Origin of the sequence: Pseudomonas fuscovaginae SE-1 (genome assembly GCF_000364705.1) — a bacterium.
Taxonomy (GTDB): domain Bacteria; phylum Pseudomonadota; class Gammaproteobacteria; order Pseudomonadales; family Pseudomonadaceae; genus Aquipseudomonas; species Aquipseudomonas fuscovaginae_A.
In genome coordinates, this window is record NZ_AQOH01000159.1 from 1 (window position 1) to 21,890 (window position 21,890).

Annotated in this window: 22 protein-coding genes, 2 tRNA genes and 1 pseudogene; 12 read left to right on the forward strand and 13 right to left on the reverse strand. The window is 62.4% G+C overall.

The window, feature by feature from the left end; translation table 11 throughout:
• Nucleotides 1-1,187, reverse strand: a pseudogene (locus K675_RS0115760) (hypothetical protein); the annotation flags it as partial.
• Between the two features lie 207 nt (nt 1,188-1,394).
• Here K675_RS0115760 and K675_RS0115765 point away from each other — a divergent pair.
• Nucleotides 1,395-2,366, forward strand: a complete 972-nt coding sequence (locus K675_RS0115765; RefSeq protein WP_026145232.1) for a sensor domain-containing diguanylate cyclase — start codon at nt 1,395-1,397, stop codon at nt 2,364-2,366.
• Nucleotides 2,367-2,401: 35 nt separating this feature from the next.
• On the opposite strand, the gene pbpG is transcribed toward K675_RS0115765, so the two are convergent.
• Nucleotides 2,402-3,337 (reverse strand): D-alanyl-D-alanine endopeptidase, encoded by a 936-nt coding sequence (pbpG, locus tag K675_RS0115770; protein ID WP_017904466.1) that lies wholly within the window; start codon nt 3,335-3,337, stop codon nt 2,402-2,404.
• A 575-nt stretch (nt 3,338-3,912) separates the two neighbouring features.
• Here pbpG and K675_RS0115775 point away from each other — a divergent pair.
• Nucleotides 3,913-4,473, forward strand: a complete 561-nt coding sequence (locus K675_RS0115775; RefSeq protein WP_017904467.1) for a hypothetical protein — start codon at nt 3,913-3,915, stop codon at nt 4,471-4,473.
• A gap of 83 nt (nt 4,474-4,556) precedes the next feature.
• Here the strand turns inward: K675_RS0115775 and K675_RS0115780 are convergent, their stop codons facing one another.
• The 3 genes from K675_RS0115780 to K675_RS0115790 all read right to left on the reverse strand — a co-directional run bounded on the left by K675_RS0115780 (nt 4,557) and on the right by K675_RS0115790 (nt 5,693).
• Nucleotides 4,557-4,739, reverse strand: a complete 183-nt coding sequence (locus K675_RS0115780) for a hypothetical protein (RefSeq protein WP_017904468.1) — start codon at nt 4,737-4,739, stop codon at nt 4,557-4,559.
• A gap of 138 nt (nt 4,740-4,877) precedes the next feature.
• Nucleotides 4,878-5,072 carry a hypothetical protein gene (locus K675_RS0115785; protein ID WP_017904469.1) on the reverse strand — a complete coding sequence of 65 codons (195 nt, stop codon included), beginning with the start codon at nt 5,070-5,072 and terminating at the stop codon, nt 4,878-4,880.
• Between the two features lie 267 nt (nt 5,073-5,339).
• On the reverse strand, nt 5,340-5,693 hold the full coding sequence (locus K675_RS0115790; RefSeq protein ID WP_017904470.1) for a hypothetical protein: 354 nt from the start codon (nt 5,691-5,693) through the stop codon (nt 5,340-5,342).
• Between the two features lie 268 nt (nt 5,694-5,961).
• Between K675_RS0115790 and K675_RS0115795 the strand changes: the two genes are divergently transcribed.
• On the forward strand, nt 5,962-6,780 hold the full coding sequence (locus K675_RS0115795; RefSeq protein WP_017904471.1) for a shikimate 5-dehydrogenase: 819 nt from the start codon (nt 5,962-5,964) through the stop codon (nt 6,778-6,780).
• An 83-nt stretch (nt 6,781-6,863) separates the two neighbouring features.
• Here the strand turns inward: K675_RS0115795 and K675_RS0115800 are convergent, their stop codons facing one another.
• Nucleotides 6,864-7,514 (reverse strand): YceH family protein, encoded by a 651-nt coding sequence (locus tag K675_RS0115800; RefSeq protein ID WP_017904472.1) that lies wholly within the window; start codon nt 7,512-7,514, stop codon nt 6,864-6,866.
• A 130-nt stretch (nt 7,515-7,644) separates the two neighbouring features.
• Between K675_RS0115800 and K675_RS0115805 the strand changes: the two genes are divergently transcribed.
• Together K675_RS0115805 and K675_RS0115815 are read left to right on the forward strand one after the other, a co-directional pair.
• Complete coding sequence (locus tag K675_RS0115805) at nt 7,645-8,154, forward strand: DUF1993 domain-containing protein (protein WP_017904473.1); 510 nt, start codon at nt 7,645-7,647, stop codon at nt 8,152-8,154.
• A gap of 410 nt (nt 8,155-8,564) precedes the next feature.
• Nucleotides 8,565-9,719, forward strand: a complete 1,155-nt coding sequence (locus tag K675_RS0115815; RefSeq protein WP_017904475.1) for an MFS transporter — start codon at nt 8,565-8,567, stop codon at nt 9,717-9,719.
• Here K675_RS0115815 and nhaR read toward each other — a convergent pair.
• Nucleotides 9,709-10,620 (reverse strand): transcriptional activator NhaR, encoded by a 912-nt coding sequence (gene nhaR / locus K675_RS0115820; RefSeq protein ID WP_017904476.1) that lies wholly within the window; start codon nt 10,618-10,620, stop codon nt 9,709-9,711. The genes K675_RS0115815 and nhaR overlap by 11 nt on opposite strands.
• Before the next feature lie 139 nt (nt 10,621-10,759).
• Here nhaR and K675_RS0115825 point away from each other — a divergent pair, with 139 nt between their 5' ends.
• Nucleotides 10,760-11,509 carry a TerC family protein gene (locus K675_RS0115825; RefSeq protein WP_017904477.1) on the forward strand — a complete coding sequence of 250 codons (750 nt, stop codon included), beginning with the start codon at nt 10,760-10,762 and terminating at the stop codon, nt 11,507-11,509.
• A 70-nt stretch (nt 11,510-11,579) separates the two neighbouring features.
• Here the strand turns inward: K675_RS0115825 and K675_RS33375 are convergent, their stop codons facing one another.
• Nucleotides 11,580-11,747, reverse strand: a complete 168-nt coding sequence (locus K675_RS33375; protein WP_017904478.1) for a hypothetical protein — start codon at nt 11,745-11,747, stop codon at nt 11,580-11,582.
• Between the two features lie 230 nt (nt 11,748-11,977).
• Between K675_RS33375 and K675_RS0115835 the strand changes: the two genes are divergently transcribed.
• Nucleotides 11,978-12,670: a peptidase C39 family protein gene (locus K675_RS0115835; RefSeq protein ID WP_017904479.1), complete on the forward strand. Its 693-nt coding sequence runs from the start codon at nt 11,978-11,980 to the stop codon at nt 12,668-12,670.
• 128 nt (nt 12,671-12,798) lie between these two features.
• On the opposite strand, the gene K675_RS0115840 is transcribed toward K675_RS0115835, so the two are convergent.
• Nucleotides 12,799-14,082, reverse strand: coding sequence for an NAD(P)/FAD-dependent oxidoreductase (locus tag K675_RS0115840; protein ID WP_017904480.1), 1,284 nt, complete (start codon nt 14,080-14,082; stop codon nt 12,799-12,801).
• Nucleotides 14,083-14,266: 184 nt separating this feature from the next.
• On the opposite strand from K675_RS0115840, the gene K675_RS0115845 reads away from it, so the two are divergent.
• A tRNA-Val gene (locus K675_RS0115845) sits at nt 14,267-14,343 on the forward strand.
• 211 nt (nt 14,344-14,554) lie between these two features.
• Nucleotides 14,555-14,631: transfer RNA gene (locus tag K675_RS0115850), tRNA-Val, on the forward strand.
• 289 nt (nt 14,632-14,920) lie between these two features.
• Here K675_RS0115850 and K675_RS0115855 read toward each other — a convergent pair.
• Nucleotides 14,921-15,799, reverse strand: a complete 879-nt coding sequence (locus K675_RS0115855; RefSeq protein WP_017904481.1) for an SPFH domain-containing protein — start codon at nt 15,797-15,799, stop codon at nt 14,921-14,923.
• Nucleotides 15,800-16,051: 252 nt separating this feature from the next.
• On the opposite strand from K675_RS0115855, the gene K675_RS0115860 reads away from it, so the two are divergent.
• Nucleotides 16,052-16,600, forward strand: a complete 549-nt coding sequence (locus K675_RS0115860; protein WP_026145234.1) for a hypothetical protein — start codon at nt 16,052-16,054, stop codon at nt 16,598-16,600.
• A 16-nt stretch (nt 16,601-16,616) separates the two neighbouring features.
• Here the strand turns inward: K675_RS0115860 and K675_RS0115865 are convergent, their stop codons facing one another.
• Both K675_RS0115865 and K675_RS0115870 read right to left on the reverse strand, forming a co-directional pair.
• Nucleotides 16,617-18,566, reverse strand: coding sequence for a DNA topoisomerase III (locus tag K675_RS0115865; RefSeq protein WP_017904483.1), 1,950 nt, complete (start codon nt 18,564-18,566; stop codon nt 16,617-16,619).
• A gap of 99 nt (nt 18,567-18,665) precedes the next feature.
• Nucleotides 18,666-19,562: a LysR family transcriptional regulator gene (locus K675_RS0115870; RefSeq protein WP_017904484.1), complete on the reverse strand. Its 897-nt coding sequence runs from the start codon at nt 19,560-19,562 to the stop codon at nt 18,666-18,668.
• 175 nt (nt 19,563-19,737) lie between these two features.
• Here K675_RS0115870 and K675_RS0115875 point away from each other — a divergent pair, with 175 nt between their 5' ends.
• Nucleotides 19,738-20,382 carry a hydrolase gene (locus tag K675_RS0115875; protein ID WP_017904485.1) on the forward strand — a complete coding sequence of 215 codons (645 nt, stop codon included), beginning with the start codon at nt 19,738-19,740 and terminating at the stop codon, nt 20,380-20,382.
• Between the two features lie 66 nt (nt 20,383-20,448).
• Complete coding sequence (locus tag K675_RS0115880) at nt 20,449-21,060, forward strand: antibiotic biosynthesis monooxygenase (RefSeq protein WP_017904486.1); 612 nt, start codon at nt 20,449-20,451, stop codon at nt 21,058-21,060.
• Between the two features lie 55 nt (nt 21,061-21,115).
• Here the strand turns inward: K675_RS0115880 and K675_RS0115885 are convergent, their stop codons facing one another.
• Nucleotides 21,116-21,466 carry a bacteriocin gene (locus tag K675_RS0115885; RefSeq protein WP_017904487.1) on the reverse strand — a complete coding sequence of 117 codons (351 nt, stop codon included), beginning with the start codon at nt 21,464-21,466 and terminating at the stop codon, nt 21,116-21,118.
• Nucleotides 21,467-21,890: the final 424 nt, after the last annotated feature.

Sequence of the window (21,890 nt, forward strand, 5' to 3'; positions counted from 1 at the left end):
AACTGCGCATCCAGCGCCACCGGCTCGCTCCAGTAGCCGGAAGGGCTGCGATCGTCGGCACTCCAGGGCGTGCGCAGGGCGCGCCAGCCCTGATCCCGCTGCCATAGCCAGAGGCCCCGGGCGGGCGCGGCGGAGTCTCCGGCGACCGTGGCGACGCAGACCAGCCGTTGGCTGTCGTCGCTCCATACCGGCGCCGTGTCGGCCTTGATCAGCAGCGATGTCGATTTGCCATCTAGGCTCAACTGGTAATTCGGATGCGAAAGGGCGGCGAGTGGCTGCTCCAGTTGACGCAGGCTGTCAGGCAGGCAGAGTTGACCTTCGAGCAGGTGCCGGCCGTCCGGGGAGCGCTGTTCGATCTGTTGGCGGGCCAGGCTCTGTTGCCAGGAGCCGGGTTCGAGCCAGAGGTCGCCGATCGGCAGCAGGTCCACCCGCTGGGCTGTCTTGAGCAGGGTTTGCAGTTCGACCTGTTCGGTGCTGTTGTCCACCAGTGGACTGTGGCGCCCCGCGAGCCCCTGCTCGTTGAAGGTGTCCAGCTCCCAGAAACGTTCGTCGTGGCAGCGATAGAGTTGGCGTTGGCTGCGGTCTAGAATCACCAGGCCCCAGCGCTGGCGCGATGGCACCGGTGCGGCGAAATAGCGGCCATCGCTGGAAAAGCGTGCCGACGAGCCCAGGCCTTCGAGCAGGACACCATCGGGAAACAGGTAGTCGCAGGTGACCGGGCCGCCCATGGCGATTTCGCTGTGGTTGAACACCCGGATCGGCTCGCCCTCGGGGGTCTGGCTGGGTTCCTGGCCGCCCCAGGCGCTTCGAGCGCTGACCGGGGCATTGGGCGGCACCAGCCCGAGCCGGCGTTCCCAGGTGGCGACGCAGGCCAGTCCGGGGAAAATCGCCAGGCAGGCCGCGGCGATGTTCCAGTAGTCGGGCAGGGCGCGTCCCAGGCTGAAACCCAGGCCGAACACCGCCGAGATCATCAGCCGGGCGGCACCGCGTCCGCCGGCCGGCCAGCCGAGCCGGGCGAAGATCCACATGCCGGCGGCCGCCGCCAGTACCACGGCAAAGGCCAGTAGTGGTGGCAGGGTGGTCACCAGGAAAATCGGCACCCCCAGCACCAGAAGCTGCCAGATCAGCTCCACTAACAGGCGGCCGATGCTCTTGGGAGGGTGGCTTTCGTCGCGGGCGGCGCTCACGGGAACATCCTGTGCGGTGATGACGGAGGACGAGTATGACCTGTCGCGCGGACGACGCCCATGGCCGGGCTTGAGGTTGTGCGGTCGTTCACATGGCACGGGCAGGGCAGCAGACAGAAGAACATGGGTGGATTCGCACGGTACATGCCGTTGTGGCGGCTCATTTATTGTCTACGCTTGCATGATCGCAAGCCTGGGATGTCTGTGATGTTAGCGCCGAAAAAACCTGCCAATGAAACGGCCCGCGTGGAGAAACTGCGCTCGCTGAATATTCTCGACACTCCGCCGGAGGAGCGTTTCGACCGCCTGACCCGCCTGGCCAAGCGCCTGTTCGATGTACCCATCGCGCTGGTCAGCCTGGTGGACGAGAACCGACAGTGGTTCAAGTCCTGCGTCGGGCTGACCGCCAGTGAGACGCCGCGGGATATTTCCTTTTGTGGTCACGCGATTCTCGGGGATCAGGTGCTGATGATTCCGAACGCGCAGAGCGACGAACGGTTCCATGACAATCCTCTGGTGACAGGCGCCCCCGGCATCCGTTTCTACGCCGGTTGCCCGCTGACGGTGGGGGATGGCAACAAACTGGGTACCTTGTGCCTGATCGATACCCGGCCGCGGACCTTGAATGACGAGGAGCGTTCGTTGTTGCGCGATCTCGCGCAGATGGCCGAGCAGGAATTGGTGGCGGTACAGATGGCGACCATGGACGAGTTGACGCTGCTGTCCAACCGCCGTGGCTTCGAGGCACTGGCCAGCCAGGGGATGAGCGTGTGCAAACGCATGGGCAAGCCGGCTTCGCTGCTGTTCTTCGACCTCAACGACTTCAAGCAGATCAACGATGTGTACGGTCATGCCGAGGGCGACCTGGCGTTGAAGAGCTTCGCCGATGTGCTGCGCATCGTGTTTCGCGAGAGCGACGTGATCGGTCGGTTGGGGGGCGATGAATTCGTGGTGCTGCTGACCGGCTCCGACCATGTGCAGGTCGAGATGATCATGGCGCGGCTGCGCCACACGCTGGGCGAGCGAAATTCAGGGCAGAAGCGGGGTTATGACATTCGCTTCAGCGTGGGGCAGATCGAATATGACCCGCATCGCCATGACTCGATCGCAGATCTGCTGGTGGACGCCGACAAGGCGATGTACGCGCATAAACAGGCACTCAAACGCCAGCGCGGCTGAGCGCGGCCCGGATAACCGGGCCGGTTCCTCCCCGATTACTTTGCGGCCTGTTCGCCCGCCTGGCGTCCCTTCAGATTCTTGTCGGCCTTGTAGCGCAGGGCCACGTCCGGCACGCTGCCGCTCTTGCCGGTCTCGACCCAGTTGCGGATCCGGCTGGCGTCGGCGAAGTGGGTGTACTTGCCGAACGCATCGAGGATCACCAGAGCGACCGGGCGATTACCCATTTCGGTGACCAGCACCAGGCAGTGGCCGGCCTGGTTGGTGAAGCCGGTCTTGGTGATCTTGATGTTCCAACTGTCCTTGTTGACCAGATGGTCGGTGTTGCGAAAGCCCAGGGTGTAGTTGGGCTTACGGAACGCCACGGTCTTTTCCTTGGTGGTGCTCAGTTCGCTCAGCATCGGGTAGTGACGGGCGGCCATCAGCAGCTTGCTGAGGTCGCGGGCGGTGGAAACGTTGTGGATCGACAACCCGGTCGGTTCGACATAGCGGGTGTTGATCATGCCCAGGGACTTGGCCTTGGCGTTCATCGCCGCGATGAACGCCGCGTAGCCGCCGGGATAGTGGTGCGCCAGGCTGGCCGCCGCACGGTTCTCGGACGACATCAGGGCAATCAGCATCATCTCCTTGCGCGGTAGCTCGCTACCGAGCTTGACCCGGGAGAACACGCCTTTCATTTCCGGCGTATCGCTGATGTTCACCGAGATGTACTGGTCCATGGGCAGCTTGGCATCGAGCACCACCATGGCCGTCATCAGCTTGGTCACCGAGGCGATCGGCACGACCACGTCGGGGTTGCTGGAATACAGGGTCTTGTTGGTCTGCAGGTCGATCAGCAGGGCGCTGCCGGAGGCGACTTGCAGGTGTGTGGTGTCGCGAGGGGCCTGGGTGGTTTCACGCGCCTCGGTGACAGGAGTGGCAACGGTGCCGGCCAGAACGAAAAAAAGGCCGAGGATGGAATGACGAATGTTCACGCGGATGGACTCGCTAAAAATGGATAGACCGTTGGCAACGGGCTTTTCTTGAAAAAGCTTTACGTTTGATGAATATAGCCCGGAAAGTTGCCACAGTTCTGCAGAAACTGGTCGTAACTGACACAAAATTTAATTTTGCGCCGATCCCACTTCCGCGTCCTGTTCGAACTTTCCGATTGTTGTCCGATCCCTGGTTGGAGTCAGTCACTGCAATGGCTGCCCGGAGAACCCGGAAGACGTGCCTTGGCTGCCTGGCGATGGACCCTGGGGTCCGTACTGGCCATAAGACATATGGTAGCCTAGAGAGGACTACCGTTGTATCGGTCCAAGGCCTTTATTTCGCAGGTTTCAGCGATTTTTCGAGAAGATTTCCCGGCGCTTTCGCCAGGGGCTTTTGTCAAGTTCGCAAAACGGTGGAAAACCCTTGGACATCCGTTGGCTTCTAGGGTTTTCCCTGAGTCTTGCGGGGTGTTCGTGTATTTGAATGGATATGTAATGGTGTCCGCCCCCGAACCGCGGTTAGCATCGGCGCCACTATCGGTGCCGGGTGCTTTGCGGATTTCAGGAGTGGGGTAATGCCAAAGATTTCATTGAGCCGGGATTATCTGCCCATGGTGGTATGGGCGGGGATCGTCGCAGTGTTGCTGTTGGGGTTTGCGTTTTTTCCGAAATCCGCCGACTGGTATGGCTGGGTTCAGGCTGTGGGGCTGATTGTCGGGTTGATGATGGCGATTGCCGTGCCGGCGATCCAGCGCAAGCAGCAGTACCAGGCCGAGCGTCGGCGCCTGCGCGAGCGCGAGGTGGGGTATGCGCGGCGCCTGCATTATTTCGGCCTGGAATTGCTCGAACTGCTGGGGCGGGTCACCGCCAGCCTGACGCACCTGCGGGCTTCCGATCGGCATCGCTACCAGCGCAATCTCGAGGACTTCCTGCACCGCCTGTTCGAGTCCCATAAACAGGACCTGAACGACGATCGGATCCTGATCATTCACGAACTGCGCAAGGTCGCCAACGTGCTGATCGACGAGCTGGAAAGCGGGCGTTCGGACCGGGCGGTGATGATCGAGCTGGACAAGCGCCTGCAGAAACTGGGGCATCGCACCCAGCTCAACGGCGTCCAGGCCGAACGCAGCTGAACGGCAGCCAAAAAAAAGCCCGCAACCAGTGCGGGCAAGGGGTTGTGCGGAGCAACGCACGTTTCGGGAAGTCGGTGGGGCGGTCACGCGCCGAGGGCATGCAGATCCATGCGTTCGGACAGGGCCTTGGCCGCTGGCAGGGAAGTGAAGGGGCCGCTGATCGGTACACCGTCGCGAACCAGGTACCAGCAGGCGAGCAGTCCCAGTTCCCTGAGCGAGGCGGGAACTGCGCTACCGATAACGGACATGATCTGAACCTTGGGCATAAGTACCTCCATCAATCTATGGAGCTACCTTACGGTCATGGCGGCCTCGGGAAAAATCACCGTGCTCGATAGTGGACATCGATGGAATCGAGCCTTGGTCCATTACCGCCTGGCGTCAGCGGGCTGGTGGCTGCCGGATCAGTCGACCACCTGATCCAGCATGTGAACCACTTCCTGTTCATTCAACAGTCCCTTGCGAACCAGATTCTCGGCCAGTAACGAGAGAAACTTGGCCGTGCGATGGCCTTCGAGCTGCTTGAGTTCGGTAAGGGCGCTGTAGACCTTGCTGGAGGTGCAGAGCCCGGCGATGCGATGCGGATTTTGCGTAGGCATGGTTCGTCCTTGTTCTTATAGGGGGAGGCCCTCGACGATAGATCGATCTTGCAGCCGGGCGGTGGCACCCATATGACAGCGATGTGAAGGGTTGGGCAACGCGACGACCGGCAGTCCTATCATGCGCCATTGGTGTACGAATGCTGTCTTGCCTGCGACCTTTAGCTCTGAAATTCAGACGCGGATGGCGAGATACGCGGATTTTCCTCCCTCAGTAACTGCCAGGCCCCGTCTTGCGAGCGGGGCCTGGGTCGTTCTGCCTGATGGTTACCAGCGTGGGCCGTAACCGTAATGGGGGTGGCCGTAGTACACCGGACGACCGTAGTAGCCGCCACCGCCGTAGACCACCACTGGAGGAGGGGGCGGCGGGGCGACGTAGACAGGGGCAGGTTGCACGTAGACCGGGGCCGGCTGGACGTAAACCGGTGCTGGCTGCGCGTACACGGGCTGTTGGACGTAGACAGGACGGGGGCTCGACACCACCGAGCTGACAATGGCTCCGCCGATCACGCCGCCCAACAAGGCAGGACCCACCCAGCCACCACCACCGTGGGCGGAGGCCTGGCCTGCGACAGCGAGTGCACCGACGAGCAAGGCTATCTTGGGAATGGTACGCATCATGATGATTCCTCGGTTTCCAACCCCAGCGCTTGTTGTCTGCAATAGACTCAAGAACTGTCGCGGGGATACTTCTATGACAGCGACTTGCTGAAAATCTTCGACGTCGCTGGGTAAATTTTGTGTAAGGTTCTGGGCGGCGTTTCCTTACAGTCCTCTCAGGTTGCCGCGATGCCTGCGCCAGAGCCTTGCAAACGTTCCTTATGATCAGCGAAAACCGGTGCGGATGGCTAATCCCGTTTATCCGAAAGTACCCCTCAGGAGATGAAACATGCAGATGACTCCGAACAAAGACACCCAGCTGTGCATGTCGCTCTCTGGGCGTCCTGGCAATTTCGGCCTGCGCTTTCATAACCATCTTTATGAGCAGTTGGGCCTGAACTTCTATTACAAGGCCTTCAGCAGCCAGGACCTGCCGGGTGCTGTCGGTGGCATCCGTGCGCTGGGAATTCGCGGCTGCGGCGTGTCGATGCCGTTCAAGGAAGCCTGTATCGCCCTGGTCGACGAGCTGGACGCTTCGGCGGCGGCGATCCAGTCGATCAACACCATCGTCAACACGGCGGGGCACCTCAAGGCCTACAACACCGATTACATCGCGATTGCCCAGTTGCTGCAGACCCATGCGGTGCCGAGAGACATCACTTTCGCCTTGCGCGGCAGCGGTGGCATGGCCAAGGCCGTGGCGTCGGCCTTGCGCGATGGCGGTTATCGCAACGGGGTGATCGTGGCCCGCAACGAAACCGCCGGCAAGGCGCTGGCGGCAATCTGCGGATACGAGTGGCAGGCCGAACTGGGGGCGCTGCGCCCGCAGATGCTGGTCAACGTCACCCCGGTGGGCATGGACGGTGGCCCGGAGGCCGGGCAGCTGGCTTTCGAACCGGATGCCGTGGAGGCGGCCGAGACGGTGTTCGACGTGGTGGCGATTCCTTCGCAGACGCCTCTGATCGTACGTGGACGGGAGCAGGGCAAGCGGGTCATCACCGGCCTGGAAGTGATCGCGATCCAGGCGCTCGAGCAGTTTGTGCTCTACACCGGCGTACGGCCGACCGAGGAGCAGTTCCAGAAAGCCGTGGCGTTCGCCCGCGCCTGACGCTGTACCTCGCGGGAGCGGGATTGCCCGCGAAGAGGCCCGCCGATTCGCCGCCGATTGCCGATGAATCCCGTTCCCCCGTACTACTGCTCCAACCGGGCCAGGCGCTCTTCCAGCGCCGCGACCCGCGCTTCCAGTTCCTCGATCCGCTCCGCCGACACCGCGCCGCCGGCCCCACGCTCCGGAGCCTGCTGGCGAGCGGCAAGGATCGCCTCGATATCCGCCGGATCGCCCAGGGCATGGGTGTAGCGGTCTTCACGCTGGCCGGCCTGGCGTGGGATCAGCAGGGCCAGCCCGCGGGCGATCAGACGTTCGAGCTGATGAAGTACCTGCTCGGTGTCCTCGAAATCATGCATCCGGCCGCTGCGGGTCAGCAGCTCGTTGACGGTCTGCGGGCCGCGCAGGAACAGCAGGCCGATCAACACCACCTGGGCCGGTACCAGCTCCAGCGCCTTGTCGACCCGCTGCTCCCAACGGTCGGCCCGGCTGCCCATCACCAGGCGGGTGAAGCCCCGTCCTTCGAGCGCACGCAGGCTCTGGCCAACCTGGCCCTGGCTGAGGTTCATCACCGGTTCGCGGCTGGTTTTCTGGTTACAGGCGAGCACCAGGGCGTTGAGGGTCAGCGGGTAGGTTTCCGGGCTGGTGGCCTGTTTCTCGATCAGCGAGCCCAGGATGCGGATTTCCGTGCTGTTCAATCGGGATTGTTCGACGGAAGTCTCTTGCTCGGTGCTCATGGCGCGGTTCCCTCTGCATTGGAAGGCGACTAGCCTAGGTCTTCACTTGGCAAAAAGACAAGCGGCAATGCGACCGGCTCTGGCTATAATCGGCCGGCTGCACTCCTGCCATTTTGATTGTGAGGAACCCATGACCATTTCCCTGTACGCCGCTTCCATCCCGGTTTTCAAGCAAATGCTCAATGCCCTGAGTGATGTCCTGAACAAGGCCGAGGCTCACGCAACGGCCAAGGGCATCGACCCGGGCGTATTCGTGCAGGCCCGCCTGGCCCCGGACATGTTCCCGCTGGTGCGCCAGGTCCAGATCGCCGTCGATTTCGCCAAGGGCGTGTCCTCGCGCCTGGCGCAGATCGAAGTACCGTCCTACCCGGACACTGAAACCACCTTCGCTGAACTGCAGGCGCTGATCAGCAAGACCCTGGCACACCTGGACAGCATCGACGCGGCCCAGATCGACGGCAAGGAAGGCATCGAGATCGTCACCCGTCCGGGCACGCCGAAAGAGAAGCGCTTCAGCGGCCAGTCGTACCTGCTGACCTATGGCCTGCCGCAGTTCTTCTTCCACGTGACCACCGCCTACGCGATCCTGCGCCACAACGGCGTGGAAATCGGCAAGCGCGACTACATGGGCGCGTTCTGATCGGTCATCACTGCATTCAGGCCCCCACCACCTTGTGGGAGCCGGCTTGCTGGCGATAGCACCGGGGCAGACATTGAATAGTTGCCGGGCAGACCGCTATCGCCAGCAAGCGGAGCGCCGCCCGGCCGGCTCCCACAGGACATGGCGTCGTACGCAAAACTGTGGGAGCGGGCTTGCCCGCGAAGAAGCCCTCAAGCCTTGCGCAAAACCATAGAATCCCCCCACCTTGACCGCGCCTGGCCGGTGCCGTGTGGGAGGCGGATTCGCCGAGGTCTCGGACCGCCGCGAGCAGGCTTCACAGACAGCGCACGCTCATTGTCATAACCAGTCTGTTACAATCCCTCATCCTCATTTCCCTCCCCCAGTGAGCCTCCGGGCCGTCGCTGGCGTTGTCCTTTGCGGAGTCATTCATGTTTCTCGCCATCCTGCTGCTGTCGGCCGCCGGTTTTACCGTGCTGACCACGGAATTCGTCATCGTCGGGCTATTGCCCGCCATCGCCCGCGATCTGGAGGTCAGCATTCCCCAGGCCGGCCTGCTGGTGACCCTGTTCGCCTTCACGGTGGCCGCCTTCGGCCCGTTCCTGACCGCCTGGTTCTCCCGCTTCGAGCGGCGGCGGCTGTTCATCAGCATCCTGGTGATCTTCGGGCTGGCCAATACCGTGGCGGCGCTGGCACCGAACATCTGGGTCATGGCGGTTGCGCGCCTGTTGCCAGCATTGGGCTTGCCGGTGTTCTGGGCCCTGGCCAGTGAAACGGCGGTGGATATCGTCGGCCCGGATCACGCGGGCAGGGCGATCGAAAAGATCGGTTTCGGTATCGTCTGCGCCACGGTATTCGGCATCCCGGTGGGTACGCTGATCGGCGACGCCTGGGGCTGGCGCATGGCGTTCACGATCCTGGCGGTGGTCGCTCTGGTCAAGGCACTGCTGCTCTGGCGCTACCTGCCCGCGACCCGGCTGCACCTCAACCACGTCTCACTGCGCTCGCAGTTCGGCATTTTGCGTAGCCCGCTGATGCTGGGCCATGTGCTACTGTCGATCCTGATCTTCAGCGGCATGTTCACCGCCTATACCTACCTGGCCGATATCCTCGAACGGCTGGCCGGCTTCAACGGCACGGTGGTCGGCTGGTGCCTGATGGCGTTCGGCGCGGTCGGGCTGGTCGGCAATGCTCTGGGCGGACGCATGGTCGACCGTCAGCCGCTGATCGCGTCGATGCTGTTCTGCGCCTTCATGATTCCCGCCCTGGTGGCGGTGATGCCGAACATCAATTCTTGGCCGGGCTTGGCGGCGGCGCTGGCGGTCTGGGGCATCACCCAGGCGGCGTTGTTCCTGGTCAGCCACGTCCGCCTGATGAAGGTGGCGCCCCAGGCCCCGGCGTTTGCCGCCTCGCTGAACATCGCCGGGGCCAACCTGGGGATCGGCCTGGGCGCAGTGATCGGTGGCCGGGTCATCGACAGTGTCGGCCTGAGCGGTCTCGGTTTAGCCGCCGCGGCGCTGATCCTCATGTCGATCCTGCTGGCGATGGCCCTTATGACCACTGACGCCAAGACTGTCACGGCTTAAGCGTCGCTCCCATGAACAGCTCGCGCCGAGCACCTTCGGTGATGGCCAGGGTGCCGGGGTGCTTGGTCCGGCGCTCCACCGAGATGGCGTAGAACGACTCGCTGACGGCGTCGGTCTGGCCCATCAGCCTGACGTCGTATTGCCGGCAGACCTCATCGGCAATCACGCTCGGGGCGACGAAGAAACCGCTACCGGATTGGCCGAATGCCTGCATCAGCGCGCTGTCATCGAACTCGCCGACGATCCGCGGCTGGATCTGCTGCTCGGCGAGCCAGCGCAACAGCCGGCTGCGGACCACGGTTTCCTGGCCGGGAATCAGCAACGGCGCTCCCTGCAGGCATTGTGGAAAACTGTTGCCATAGCGCCGCGCCAATGCCGGCGTGGCAAAAAAACTCACCCCGCATTCCCCCAGCTTCTGGCTGTAGCCCCTGATATCGAGATGGCTCGGCATCGGGCTGTCGGAAATCACCAGGTCCAGCCGCTGGATCGCCAGGTCCGCCAGCAGGCGTTCGAGCTTGTCTTCGCGGCAGGTGATGCGGATCGGTTCCTCCAGCTCCATGGTCGGCGCGATCAGCCGGTAGACGATGGACTTGGGTACCACGTCCGCCACCCCGACCCGAAACAGCAGTGCCTGCTCCCTGGGCTGTGCCTGCAGCATCGCCTCCAGCTCATTGCCCAGTTGGAACATCTGTTCGGCGTAGGGCAGCGCCTGGCGCCCCGCTTCGGTCAGTTCCAACTGGCGTCCGGCCTTGCGGAACAGTTCGACGCCCAGGCTCTGTTCCAGCAGGCTGATCTGGCCGCTGATGGTCTGCGGGGTGAGGTTCAACTGGTCGCAGGCGCGCACGATGCTGCCGGTCCTGGCCACGACCCAGAAATAATGCAGTTGACGGTAGTTGAGCATGCAGGGATTCACTTCGTAAAAAACGAAGTATAGCCGTGAAAAATACGAATTTTTCTGAAGTGTTGGTATCTCTAGAATACGGCGCTATTGGCGAGCCAACTGCTAGGCTTGCCTTGGACTCTACTCAGGACTGAATCCCATGGAATACCTGTTGGAACTCGCTGTCAGCCCCACCGCCTGGATTGCCTTGTTGACACTGATCGTCATGGAAGTCGTGCTGGGTATCGATAACCTGATCTTTATCTCGATCCTGACCAACAAGCTGCCCGCGCAGTTCCGGACCAAGGCACGACGGATCGGTATCGGCATGGCGCTGATCCTGCGCCTGGGTCTGCTTGGCACCATTGCCTATATCGTCAAGCTCACCGCACCGGTGATCGAAGTGTTCGGCCAGGCCTTCTCGTGGAAGGACATGATCCTGATCGCCGGCGGCCTGTTCCTGGTATGGAAGGCCACCACGGAAATCCACCACAGCATGGACCCGCGGGAGAAGGCGTCCGAGGACAAGGGGTCGCGAGTCTCCCTGGGCTTCGCCGCAGCCATCGGCCAGATTCTGATGCTCGACCTGGTGTTCTCCATCGACAGCATCATCACGGCGGTGGGCATGACCGAACACCTGCCGATCATGGTGATCGCGGTGGTCGTCGCGGTGGCGGTGATGCTGCTGGCCTCCGAGCCGCTGGCGAAGTTCATCCATGACAACCCGACCGTGGTGATGCTGGCTCTGGGCTTCTTGATCATGATCGGCATGACGCTGATCGCCGAAGGTTTCGGCGCCCATGTGCCCAAGGGCTATGTGTATGCCGCCATGACCTTCTCGGCGATCATCGAGGGCCTGAACATGCTGGCCCGCCGTGCCCGGCAGAAGCGTGAGGCGACGCAAGGCTGATTCAGGGGCTGCCAAAAAAACCACCGCCTGGTTTCCATGGGGAACCAGGCGGTTTTTTTATGCAGGGGCGTCAGTGGGCGCCAGCAGGGCGTCCGGCGGTCTTGTCGGTTTTGCTCGGCTGCGAGGGCAGGGCATGGGGGTGGTGACGACGGGAAACCCTCAGGACTCCCCACAACATGGCGGCGGCGACCGCCAGCCAACCCAGGATCAACAATGCAACTGTCAGGACAAGGCTCATCAGTGCCTCCTTCGCCCCGATCGGGGCTTTCTCTCTCTTCGTCTTGCCTGTAGATCAGTCTAGTCGCTGCGGTGTTTCAGGCTATTGACCAATGGTCGTGGGCGATCAGTCATTTCGCTCTATGGCGGCGTATAAACTGCGAGGAAAGGCTATACCACCGGGCGACGGCGACCTATGATCAAGGCCCGAGCCAGGGCTCAAGTGCCTGGCAACTGATCAAGAGAGTGAAGATGTTCAAGGGACCCAACCATTTTCAATCCCTGTCGTCCCGCCGGTTGCCGATGGTGGTGGCCTTGCTGCTGGCCGTGGGCGGTTGCGCCGGTGATGGCGGGCAGCAACCGCAGCTTCAGCGTCTGCCGGAGCGTGTGGAACTCAACGGCGTGCCGTTTTTCCGCGGCGAGGTCTACCAGAGCGGTCCGGGTGCGCTGGCCAGCATGCTGGCGCAGCAGGGCGTGACCGTGACCCCGGGGTTGCTCGACAAGCCGTTGAAGTTGCCAGGTGCGGAAGCGGACCTGCAGAAAAACATGCAGGTCCTGGCCCGTGAATACGGGATGGTGGTTTATCCGCTGGATACCGAACTGTCGGCGGTGTTGACCCAGGTTGCGGCCGGTTATCCGGTGCTGGTGAAATTCAATGAAGGACGGGTCTGGTCCGAGCCGCGTTATGCAGTGGTTGCAGGCTACAACCGGTTCAAGCACACGATCCTGCTGCGCGCGGGAATGAACCGGCGGATGCCGATGGACTTCGACACGTTCACCTCGGCCTGGAAGAGTGCAGGGGGCTGGGCGGTGCTGATCCAGTCGCCGACGCAACTGCCGGCCCAGGTCGACCGGCAGCGCTGGCTGAAGGCCGCCGACGAACTGTCCCGTGCCGGCCAGGAGCAGGCTGCGGCCAGTGCCAGAAAGGCGCTGGACGGGCATTGATCCGGGCACGCTCCCACACTTTTGTGCCTTGAGGACATACGCCACCCACCCTGCAGAAGCCGGGCCTGCCCGCGAATAGGCCAGCAAGACCTACTCACCACCCTGAGCGCCCACAGGTACCCGGGGCCTCAAATTCCCAGCTTGTCCCGCATCGTGTAATACCAGGCTCCCAGCGCACTGAACGGCGTACGCAGCCATTGCCCGCCGGGGAACGGGTAGTGCGGCAGGTCGGCAAACGCATCGAAACGTTCGGCCTGCCCACGCAAGGCTTCGGCCAGCACCTTGCCGGCCAGGTGGGTGTAAGTCACGCCATGGCCGCTGCAGCCCTGGGAGTAGTAGATGTTGTCGCCCAGTCGGCCAACCTGTGGCAAGCGCGACAGGGTCAGCAGGAAGTTGCCGGTCCAGGCGTAGTCGATCTTCACATCTTTCAGTTGCGGGAAGGCCTTGAGCATTTTCGGCCGGATGATTGCTTCTATGTTCGCCGGGTCGCGCGCGCCATAGACCACGCCACCGCCGAAGATCAGGCGCTTGTCGCCGGAAAGGCGGTAGTAGTCGAGCAGGTAGTTGCAGTCTTCGACGCAGTAATCCTGTGGCAGCAGCGATTTGGCCAGGGCATCGTCCAGGGGCTCGGTGGTGATCACCTGGGTGCCGCACGGCATCGACTTGGCGGCCAGCTCCGGCACCAGGTTGCCGAGATAGGCGTTGCCCGCGACGATGATGAACTTGGCCCTGACCTTGCCCTGAGGCGTATGCACCACGGGATTGGCACCGCGCTCGATGCGCACGGCTGGCGATTGTTCATGGATCCTGCCGCCCAGCGACTCGACCGCCGCGGCTTCGCCCAGCGCCAGGTTCAGTGGGTGGATATGGCCGCCGCTCATGTCGAGCATGCCGCCGACATACAGGTCGCAGTTGACCACTTCACGAATGCGGCGCTGGTCCAGCAGTTCCAGCTGGGCATGGCCAAAGCGCTCCCAGAGCTTCTTCTGCGATTCGAGATGACCCATCTGTTTCTGGCTCAGGGCGGCGAACACCCCGCCGTCCTTGAGATCGCACTGGATATGGTATTTGGCGATCCGCTCGCGAATGATCCGACCGCCTTCGAAGGCCATCTGCCCGAGCAGTTGCGCCTGCCTGGGGCCGACGCTGCGCTCGATCACATCGATATCGCGACTGTAGCTGTTGACGATCTGCCCGCCATTGCGCCCAGAGGCGCCGAAGCCGACCCTGGCCGCTTCCAGTACCGTCACCCGAAAACCGTTCTCCAGCAGGAACAGGGCGCTGGACAGGCCGGTGTAGCCGGCGCCGATCACGCACACGTCGGTTTCGACATCATCTTGCAAGGGCGCACGTTCTGGAACCGGGTTGGCCGATGCGGCGTAGTAGGACTGGGGGTAGGGCGTGTTCGCCATCCTGCAACCTCTGTTTTATATTTTTTACGAGTGATCCGATGCTACCTCAGTTGAAATACCCCCGCCAGCCACCGCAAATCGGGAAGGTGTCGGAGCCCCGATAAAAAATTTGCCTATTCAGAGACTTAGCGGAAAGAAAGGGGTTGACACCCCTCGGCAAATCCGTAGAATGCCGCCTCACAGCAGGCACGTAGCTCAGTTGGTTAGAGCACCACCTTGACATGGTGGGGGTCGTTGGTTCGAGTCCAATCGTGCCTACCAGACAAAATCCGCTCTGCTGGGCGGTATGAAAAGGCCAATCGAAAGATTGGCCTTTTTTTCGTCTTGCGAAACACTCGAAATCGGAGGCTTGGGCCTAGGTGGTATTGGGTTTCGAAACGCTCGCAATGAGGATTTTTCCAAGCCTATTCATAGGCTTAGCGAAAAAACAGGTTGCCTCTTGGCAGAAAATCCGTAGAATGCAGCCCACAGCAGGCACGTAGCTCAGTTGGTTAGAGCACCACCTTGACATGGTGGGGGTCGTTGGTTCGAGTCCAATCGTGCCTACCAGATAAAATCCGCTCTGCTGGGCGGTCTGAAAGGGTCAATCGAAAGATTGGCCCTTTTTTGCGTCTGGCGTTTGCCAAGTCCTTTCCTGGACGGATCGAGAACTGCTCAACCAGGCGACCAGCGAGTTGCAGGCGCTCCGGGTGGAGGTTCGCCAGCTCGGTCGGCAGATCGAGAGCAGGGCGGGGAGATAGCTGAAGGGGACACCCTTGAGTGCGGCCCAATGGTTTGCAAGGTGGGCCCTGAGTCGAGGACGCCACCCTTGCAGTGGACGTCCTCCTGATTTCGCTGATCAGTCCGATTTACGTTCCTGCCGGGCATCGATGAAGGGCAGGGTGCCGCTTGGCAGTACCGTGGTTGGCAGCACGCCGTTCCAGCGCTCGGCCTTGGTCAGTTCCACCAGGTTCTGGTTGCTCGCCAGCGCCTGGGCACGGGCCTTGATCGCTTCCGCTTCAGCGCGACCGCGCAGTTCGGTCGCCTGGGCATCGGCCTTGGCCTGGGCCAGTTGGGCATCCGCTTCGGCCTGGGCCTGGGTGACGCGGATCTGCGCCTGGACCTGCTCGGTCGCCAGTTGCTGTTCGCGCGTCTTGACCTGTACCTCGGCCGCCATGCGCGCCTCGATGGCTTTTTCATAGGCGTCGCTGAAGTCTATGTTCTCCACTTGCACGCTGTCGATGATCACCGGGCCGTTGATCGACCCCTTGATGGCGGTAGAGATGTCGCTGACCAGTTGCACGCGATTCTGCACGGCGGCCACGGCATTGAACTGGCCGAAGACGTTCTCGACCTGGGTTGGTACCTGGCGGCTGATGAGCCGGTCGCGGATGCCTTCGATGTCCTTGAACTGGGTGTAGACCTTGGCCACATCGGACGGCGCGACGTGCCAGGACACCGAGACCTTGAGCTGCGCCGACTGCTGGTCCTTGCTGTAGGCCTGCAGGTTCTCGTAGGCCGAGACCTGGCTCTGGATACTGATCAGACGAACGCTTTCGATGAAGGGCATCTTGAACGACAGGCCAGGGTCGACGACGCCAACCAGTGCGCCGTTTCTCAGGAGCACACCGCGTTCGGTTTCATCCACGGTGTACCAACTGCCGAAAAACACGATGAGCAGGAGCAGGGCCACTACACCGCCTGCCACTTTGCCAATCAGATTGGGGGTGGGGGTCATATTTCGTTCCTTTGATGGGCGGGAAACCGCTCCCTCAATACGCTGCCCGGGTATCTGGGGAGTCTGGCCCGCCAACATGGCCAATGAGGTTTGCAGGCTGCCGTGCGAACGTTTGCGGCGGCGGCCGTCATGATAACCAGTGGACATGCTCGATGCTGAGACGATGCTCCCAGAGTTGAGGATGGAGGGAACAAGTTGCAGAAAAACAGATCATAGCGATGTGCTATATCGGCACTCTGCAAGGACGACACGATGCTCTCTCGGCGCAAACCTGCTTTAGCTCTGCGTTCTACTGGCTTTTTCGCTCTTCTGCTGGGAAGCCTTGCACTGCCGTTGCAGGTCCGGGCTTCGGTCGAGATCGAGCGTAACGATGCCGCTGGCTACGATGCGGTGCTGGTCAGTCATGGCGATTCGGGCTCCGGGTATACGCTTCGCAACAGCCGGTTCACGGTGGATGATCTGCAGAAGTTGCGTGAACAGCAGAAACGCCATGACGATGAACTGGACAGCCTGAAGAAGATCATCAAGGAACAGGCCAATGTGATCGAAGAGCTCAAGCGTGGCGTTGGCTCGGGGAGCGGTTCGATGGGCAGCGAGCTATCCGCGCTCAAGCGTACGGTCAATGAGCAGGGCGGCAGCATCGACAAATTCGCTCGGGCTGTGGACGAGCTCAAGCGCAACTCGGGTTCCGGGTCGAGCGCCAGTGAGTTGTCCGGGCTCAAGCGGGATGTCGGCGATCAGGGGCGCGAGCTGGATAACCTGCAACGAAAGGTGGATGAGCTGAGCCGCAAGGTGAAATAACCCTCCGCCAGCTGGCTCATTTCTTTGGCCGACTGCTCGCCGCCTTTGCCGGGCGGCGGGCTCTGGTCGTCCTGGTTCCGGATACCTTGCGCTTCTTCTTCCAGGGCGCCGGTGCCGTGGTGCCGGGCGGTATGCTGATTTGCAATTTCAGTTCGATACAGCGCCCCACCTGCTTGCTCATCCATGCCGCCTGCTTGGCGACGAACTCCTCCAGGCTCATCTCGCCGCTTTGCACCATGTCCAGCGCCTGTTCCCAGATGGCCGTGGTGCCCGGATCGGCGATCGCCCGTGGCACCGCATCGATCAGGCTGAAGGCCGCCGCGGTCGCCGACAGGCTCTTGCCATGCTTGACCAGGTAATTGCGGTCCAGCAGGCCCTGGATGATGCTCGCACGGGTGGCCTCGGTGCCGATGCCGGTGGTTTCCTTGAGCTTCTGCTTCAGGCGTGGGTCTTCCACGTACTTGGCGACGTTCTTCATGGCCTTGATCAGGTCGCCTTCGGTAAAGGGCTTCGGCGGCTGGGTCCACAGGTCCTTGAGTTCGACCCGTTCCACCGCGCACTCGTCGCCCTCGCGTAGCTTCGGCAAGGCCTGTGGCTCCGGCGTCTCGCGCCCCTTGGCGGGCGTCAGTGCCTGCGGCAGGGCGCGTTTCCAGCCGGGCTCGATCACCTGCTTGCCCACGGCCCGCAGCGGCTGTGCCGCGCAGTCGAAATCGGCTTGGGTGCGGTCGTACTCATGGTTAGGCAGGAACTGCGCCAGGTAACGGGCTCGAATCAGCGTATAGACCGCACGCGGCTTGCCTTGCAGGCGTTCCAGGCTCGCGCCCGTGCCAGTCGGGATGATGCCATGGTGGGCGGTGACCTTGGCATCGTTCCAGGCCCGTGAGCGGCGCGTCGGGTCAAGGTGCGGAGCCAGGTTGCCCAGGCTCGGGTCAGCCCGCTCCAGTGCCGCCAGGACTCGGGCGGCTTCACCGTGCTGGCTGAGGGGAAGAAAGCCGCAGTCGCTGCGCGGGTAGGTGATGACCTTGTGGGTTTCGTACAGCGACTGGGCGATGTCCAGGGTCTCCTGGGCGCCCAGGCCGAGGCGTTTCGAACATACCTCCTGCAGGGTACCGAGGTCGAAGGGCAGCGGTGCCGGTTCACGAATCCGCTCGGTCTTGAGTTTCACCACCCGTGCACTGGAGGCCACGTTCATGGCGGCGGCGGCCTGTTGGGCGAGAGCCTGGTTCAGGCAGCGGTCCTGGTCGTCGCAGGCGTCCGAGGGCGCGCGCCATTGGGCAACGAAGGGCTGGTCGTCATGCCGCAGGTGCACGTCGATCGCCCAGTAGGGCACCGGCACGAAGTCGGCGATGCTGCGATCGCGGTCCACCACCAGGCGCAGGGTCGGCGTCTGCACCCGGCCCACCGGCAATACGCCCTGGTAGCCGGACTGGCGGCCGAGCAGGGTGAACAGCCGGCTCATGTTCATGCCGATCAGCCAGTCGGCCCGCGAGCGGCCCAGGGCCGAATGGTAAAGGTTGAAGGTCTCGCCGCCCGGCTTGAGAGCCGCCAAGGCCTTGCGGATCGACGCATCGTCCAGTGCCGACAGCCAGAGCCGCTGGATCGGCCCGCGATAACGACAATGCTCCACCAGTTCCCGGGCGATCATCTCGCCTTCGCGATCGGCGTCGGTGGCGATCACCAGTTCCCGGGCTTCGCCCAGCAGGCGCTTGACCGCCTTGAACTGGCTGGCGGTCTTGGGCTTGACCTGCATCTTCCATTGTTCCGGGACGATCGGCAGGTCGGCCAGTACCCAGCGCTTGTAGCGGGCGTCGTAGGCGTCCGGTGGGGCGGTCTCCAGCAGATGGCCGATGCACCAGGTGACCGTGGCATGGGCACCGACCCAGCAGCCGTCGCCACGGCGCGTGGCACCGAGCACGGCGGCAATGTCCTTGGCCTGGGAGGGTTTTTCGCAGAGAAACAGCCGCATGGCCACCTTCGTTCGATCGTGTGCGGGGAGAGCGAACAGCATGCTCGCTGCCGAGGCGTCGAGCAATCTTTGCCTGTATTTATATACAGTCTATTTGTTTCAGCTCCCGGCGGCTACCGCCAGTTCCCGGACCAGGAAGTCGATGAACGCCCGGGTCTTCTGCGGCACCCGGCGCGCCGAGGCGTACACGGCGTTGATGCTGATCGGCGGCGCCTGCCATTCGCACATCACCGGCACCAGGCGTCCCGCAGCCAGGGCCTCCTCCACGATGAAGTCCGGCAGCAGGGCGATACCCATGCCGGCCTCGGCGGCCTGGGCCAGCAGGTCGCCGTTGTTGGCGTGCAGCGGGCCGGTGACCGTCACCCGCTGGGTCTCCCTGCCATTACTCAGTTGCAGGCTGACGCCGCTTTGCAGGTAGCCGTAGTTCAGGCACTGGTGGGTGCACAGTTCCCGTGGCGTCGTGGGAATACCGGCACGTTCCAGGTAGTCGGGAGAAGCGACCATGATGCGTGGCGCCGGAGCCAGCAGTTTGGCGACCATGGATGAATCCGGCAGGCTGGCGATGCGGATGGTCACGTCGAAGCCGCCCTTGACCGGGTCGACCTGCTGGTCACTGAGTACCAGTTGCAGCTCGACGTTCGGGTGTTCCCGATGAAACAGCGGGATCAACCGCCCCAGTCGTCGCAGTCCGAAGGACATCGGCGCGTTGACGCGCAATACCCCGCGCAGTTCGCCGATGCCGTCGCGGGCACGCTGCTCGGCTTCGTCCAGCGACGCCAGCAGTTCGCGGGCCGACTCGTAGTATTCCGCGCCGGCCTCGGTCAGGTGCAGGCTGCGGGTGGTGCGCAGCAGCAACTGCACGCCGATTGCCTCTTCCAGTGCCTGGATCTGCTTGCTGACTTTCGAGCGCGGTACATCCATCGCCCGCGCCGCCGCGGCAAACCCATTGGCCCCAACGGTGGCGACAAACGCCCGCATGCATTCGACGCGATCCATGACTGTTCCTTAAATAGAATCAATGATTCCCGATTTTATGGAATTGTCCCTTTTTTATCCAGGCCCTAAAGTTCGTTCCAAGCAAGGCAGCACAGGCCTGCAAGCATCGCTCGGAGCCAACTGCCAGATTACCCGAACGTCAATGAACCACTTCGCCAAGCCCAAGGAATCCGCCATGTCCATCCGTGAACTGCTCAACCCGACCAACTCCGCCCTGATCCTGATCGATCACCAGCCACAAATGGCCTTCGGCGTGCAGTCGATCGACTGCCAGACCCTGAAGAACAACACCGTGGGCCTGGCCAAGGCGGCGAAGATCTTCAACGTGCCGACCCTCTACACCTCGGTCGAGACCGAAAGCTTCAGCGGTTACATCTGGCCGGAACTGCTCGGCGTGAACCCGGGCGCACAACCGATCGAGCGGACCTCGATGAACTCCTGGGAAGACAGGAAGCTGGTGGAAGCGGTGAAGGCCACCGGTCGCAAGAAGCTGATCATGGCCGCGCTGTGGACCGAAGTCTGCCTGACCTTCCCGGCCCTGGAAGCCATGGCCGAAGGCTACGAGGTGTACATCGTCACCGACGCTTCTGGCGGCACCACCCAGGAGGCTCACGACATGTCCGTGCAGCGGATGATCCAGGCGGGGGCGGTACCGGTGACCTGGCAGCAGGTCCTGCTCGAGTTCCAGCGCGACTGGGCACACAAGGACACCTATGGCGCGGTAATGGATCTGGTGCGTGAGCACAGCGGTGCCTACGGCATGGGCGTGGACTACGCCTACACCATGGTGCACAAGGCGCCGCAACGCCAGGTCAAGTAACAGGGAGGGGCGGGCGTGGCGGTTACGTCCGCTCCATCGGTCACCTACAGGAAGATGGAATCAGCCATGAATATCGAATTGTCCGACGGCGTGGTCACGCTGCTGGTGCGTCACCGGGTCAGGCAGGGTTTGGATCAGGCCTATGAGGCCTGGCTGCGCCAGATCATTGCCAAGGCGCGTACCTATCCTGGCCATCTGGGGATCGACGTGGTCCGTGGGCACAGTGGCGGCCTGGCGCTGTTCACCAGTGTGCTGCGCTTTGCCAGTACCGAACAATTGCAGGTCTGGCTGGATTCCGCTGATCGTCGCGAACTGGTCGACCAGGCCGGCCCGTTGCTGGCCGATGGCGACCAGACGGAGATCAACGCGGATCGCGAGTTCTGGTTCACCCCGATGCATGTGGACGCACCAACGCCGCCGCCGCGCTGGAAACAGGCCTGCGTGACGTTTCTGGTGATCCTGCCGTTGACGTTCCTGGTACCGCTGTTGTGGAAGCCGCTGTTCGCACTGTGGCCCTGGTTGGGCGGCTATGCACCGGCCAACGTGGTGATTACCCTGACCATCGTATTGCTGGTGGTCTATGTGTTCATGCCGCGGGTGACGCGCCTGTTCAGCCGCTGGCTGCAGCCGCGGCAGGGGGTGGTCCCGGCGTCCGCCCATCCTGAGACAAGGCAATAAGTCGCCCAATAAAAAACCCGACACTCGTGTCGGGTTTTTCGCCGCGGGGCAGGTGTTACTTGCGTCCGCCCAGTGCGCCGCCGGCTGCCCCACCCAGGCCTGCGCCAATGGCTGCGCCGGTGCTGCCGCCGAGCTGGTTGCCCAGGTACGAACCGCCGGCTGCGCCCAGGCCGCCACCGATGGCCGCCTTGGTCTTCTTGCCTTTCTTGGCCGCAACGGCACCACCTGCCGCGCCACCCAGGCCTGCACCGATCGCTGCACCGGTGCTGCCACCCATCTGCTGGCCAACCACGTTGCCCAGAACGCCACCCAGGCCACCTCCGACTGCTGCCTGGGTACCGCCGGCCGCCATGGCGCCATGGGTAAACAGGGCGCTGAGCGCCAGGACGGTAAGTGCTTTACGCATGTTGCGAACCTCGAAATGAATGGAGCATCAATTGTCGCCGGGTGCGGCCAGGGACGCAAACGCTCTTGCGGTGCGGAGCCGGTTTATATTTTTTCGCGCCCGGGGAACTTTCCGATTGCGCGAGGGCGGCGGTATCGGCTGGAATTTCCCCGATAGATGTCGGATTGAATGAGCCGCTCATCGGATTTCATATTGCCCGGATTATTACCTTCACCTCTTCGCTGAACAATTCACGGATATCGAGTGTGGTCTTTTCGGCATTTTCAGAAGTTATCGTGAGCCGCTTTGGTGCAAATGTATCCATTATGCCGTCGATGACCCAAAACAGTGCCTGATGGAGCGTCGGTTATGCCGAATCCCTGAAAAAACTTGTGGTTATTGAAGGGGTTAGGAATAAAATCATCCTCAAAATATCTTGTTACGA

Excerpts from the sequence above, each read along its gene's own strand:
- K675_RS0115765 (WP_026145232.1), top strand. The coding sequence starts at position 1,395 with ATGTTAGCGCCGAAAAAACCTGCCAATGAAACGGCCCGCGTGGAGAAA.
- K675_RS0115775 (WP_017904467.1), top strand. The coding sequence starts at position 3,913 with ATGCCAAAGATTTCATTGAGCCGGGATTATCTGCCCATGGTGGTATGG.
- K675_RS0115780 (WP_017904468.1), bottom strand. The coding sequence starts at position 4,739 with ATGCCCAAGGTTCAGATCATGTCCGTTATCGGTAGCGCAGTTCCCGCC.
- K675_RS0115785 (WP_017904469.1), bottom strand. The coding sequence starts at position 5,072 with ATGCCTACGCAAAATCCGCATCGCATCGCCGGGCTCTGCACCTCCAGC.
- K675_RS0115790 (WP_017904470.1), bottom strand. The coding sequence starts at position 5,693 with ATGATGCGTACCATTCCCAAGATAGCCTTGCTCGTCGGTGCACTCGCT.
- K675_RS0115795 (WP_017904471.1), top strand. The coding sequence starts at position 5,962 with ATGCAGATGACTCCGAACAAAGACACCCAGCTGTGCATGTCGCTCTCT.
- K675_RS0115800 (WP_017904472.1), bottom strand. The coding sequence starts at position 7,514 with ATGAGCACCGAGCAAGAGACTTCCGTCGAACAATCCCGATTGAACAGC.
- K675_RS0115805 (WP_017904473.1), top strand. The coding sequence starts at position 7,645 with ATGACCATTTCCCTGTACGCCGCTTCCATCCCGGTTTTCAAGCAAATG.
- K675_RS0115815 (WP_017904475.1), top strand. The coding sequence starts at position 8,565 with ATGTTTCTCGCCATCCTGCTGCTGTCGGCCGCCGGTTTTACCGTGCTG.
- nhaR (WP_017904476.1), bottom strand. The coding sequence starts at position 10,620 with ATGCTCAACTACCGTCAACTGCATTATTTCTGGGTCGTGGCCAGGACC.
- K675_RS0115825 (WP_017904477.1), top strand. The coding sequence starts at position 10,760 with ATGGAATACCTGTTGGAACTCGCTGTCAGCCCCACCGCCTGGATTGCC.
- K675_RS33375 (WP_017904478.1), bottom strand. The coding sequence starts at position 11,747 with ATGAGCCTTGTCCTGACAGTTGCATTGTTGATCCTGGGTTGGCTGGCG.
- K675_RS0115835 (WP_017904479.1), top strand. The coding sequence starts at position 11,978 with ATGTTCAAGGGACCCAACCATTTTCAATCCCTGTCGTCCCGCCGGTTG.
- K675_RS0115840 (WP_017904480.1), bottom strand. The coding sequence starts at position 14,082 with ATGGCGAACACGCCCTACCCCCAGTCCTACTACGCCGCATCGGCCAAC.
- K675_RS0115855 (WP_017904481.1), bottom strand. The coding sequence starts at position 15,799 with ATGACCCCCACCCCCAATCTGATTGGCAAAGTGGCAGGCGGTGTAGTG.
- K675_RS0115860 (WP_026145234.1), top strand. The coding sequence starts at position 16,052 with ATGCTCTCTCGGCGCAAACCTGCTTTAGCTCTGCGTTCTACTGGCTTT.
- K675_RS0115865 (WP_017904483.1), bottom strand. The coding sequence starts at position 18,566 with ATGCGGCTGTTTCTCTGCGAAAAACCCTCCCAGGCCAAGGACATTGCC.
- K675_RS0115870 (WP_017904484.1), bottom strand. The coding sequence starts at position 19,562 with ATGGATCGCGTCGAATGCATGCGGGCGTTTGTCGCCACCGTTGGGGCC.
- K675_RS0115875 (WP_017904485.1), top strand. The coding sequence starts at position 19,738 with ATGTCCATCCGTGAACTGCTCAACCCGACCAACTCCGCCCTGATCCTG.
- K675_RS0115880 (WP_017904486.1), top strand. The coding sequence starts at position 20,449 with ATGAATATCGAATTGTCCGACGGCGTGGTCACGCTGCTGGTGCGTCAC.
- K675_RS0115885 (WP_017904487.1), bottom strand. The coding sequence starts at position 21,466 with ATGCGTAAAGCACTTACCGTCCTGGCGCTCAGCGCCCTGTTTACCCAT.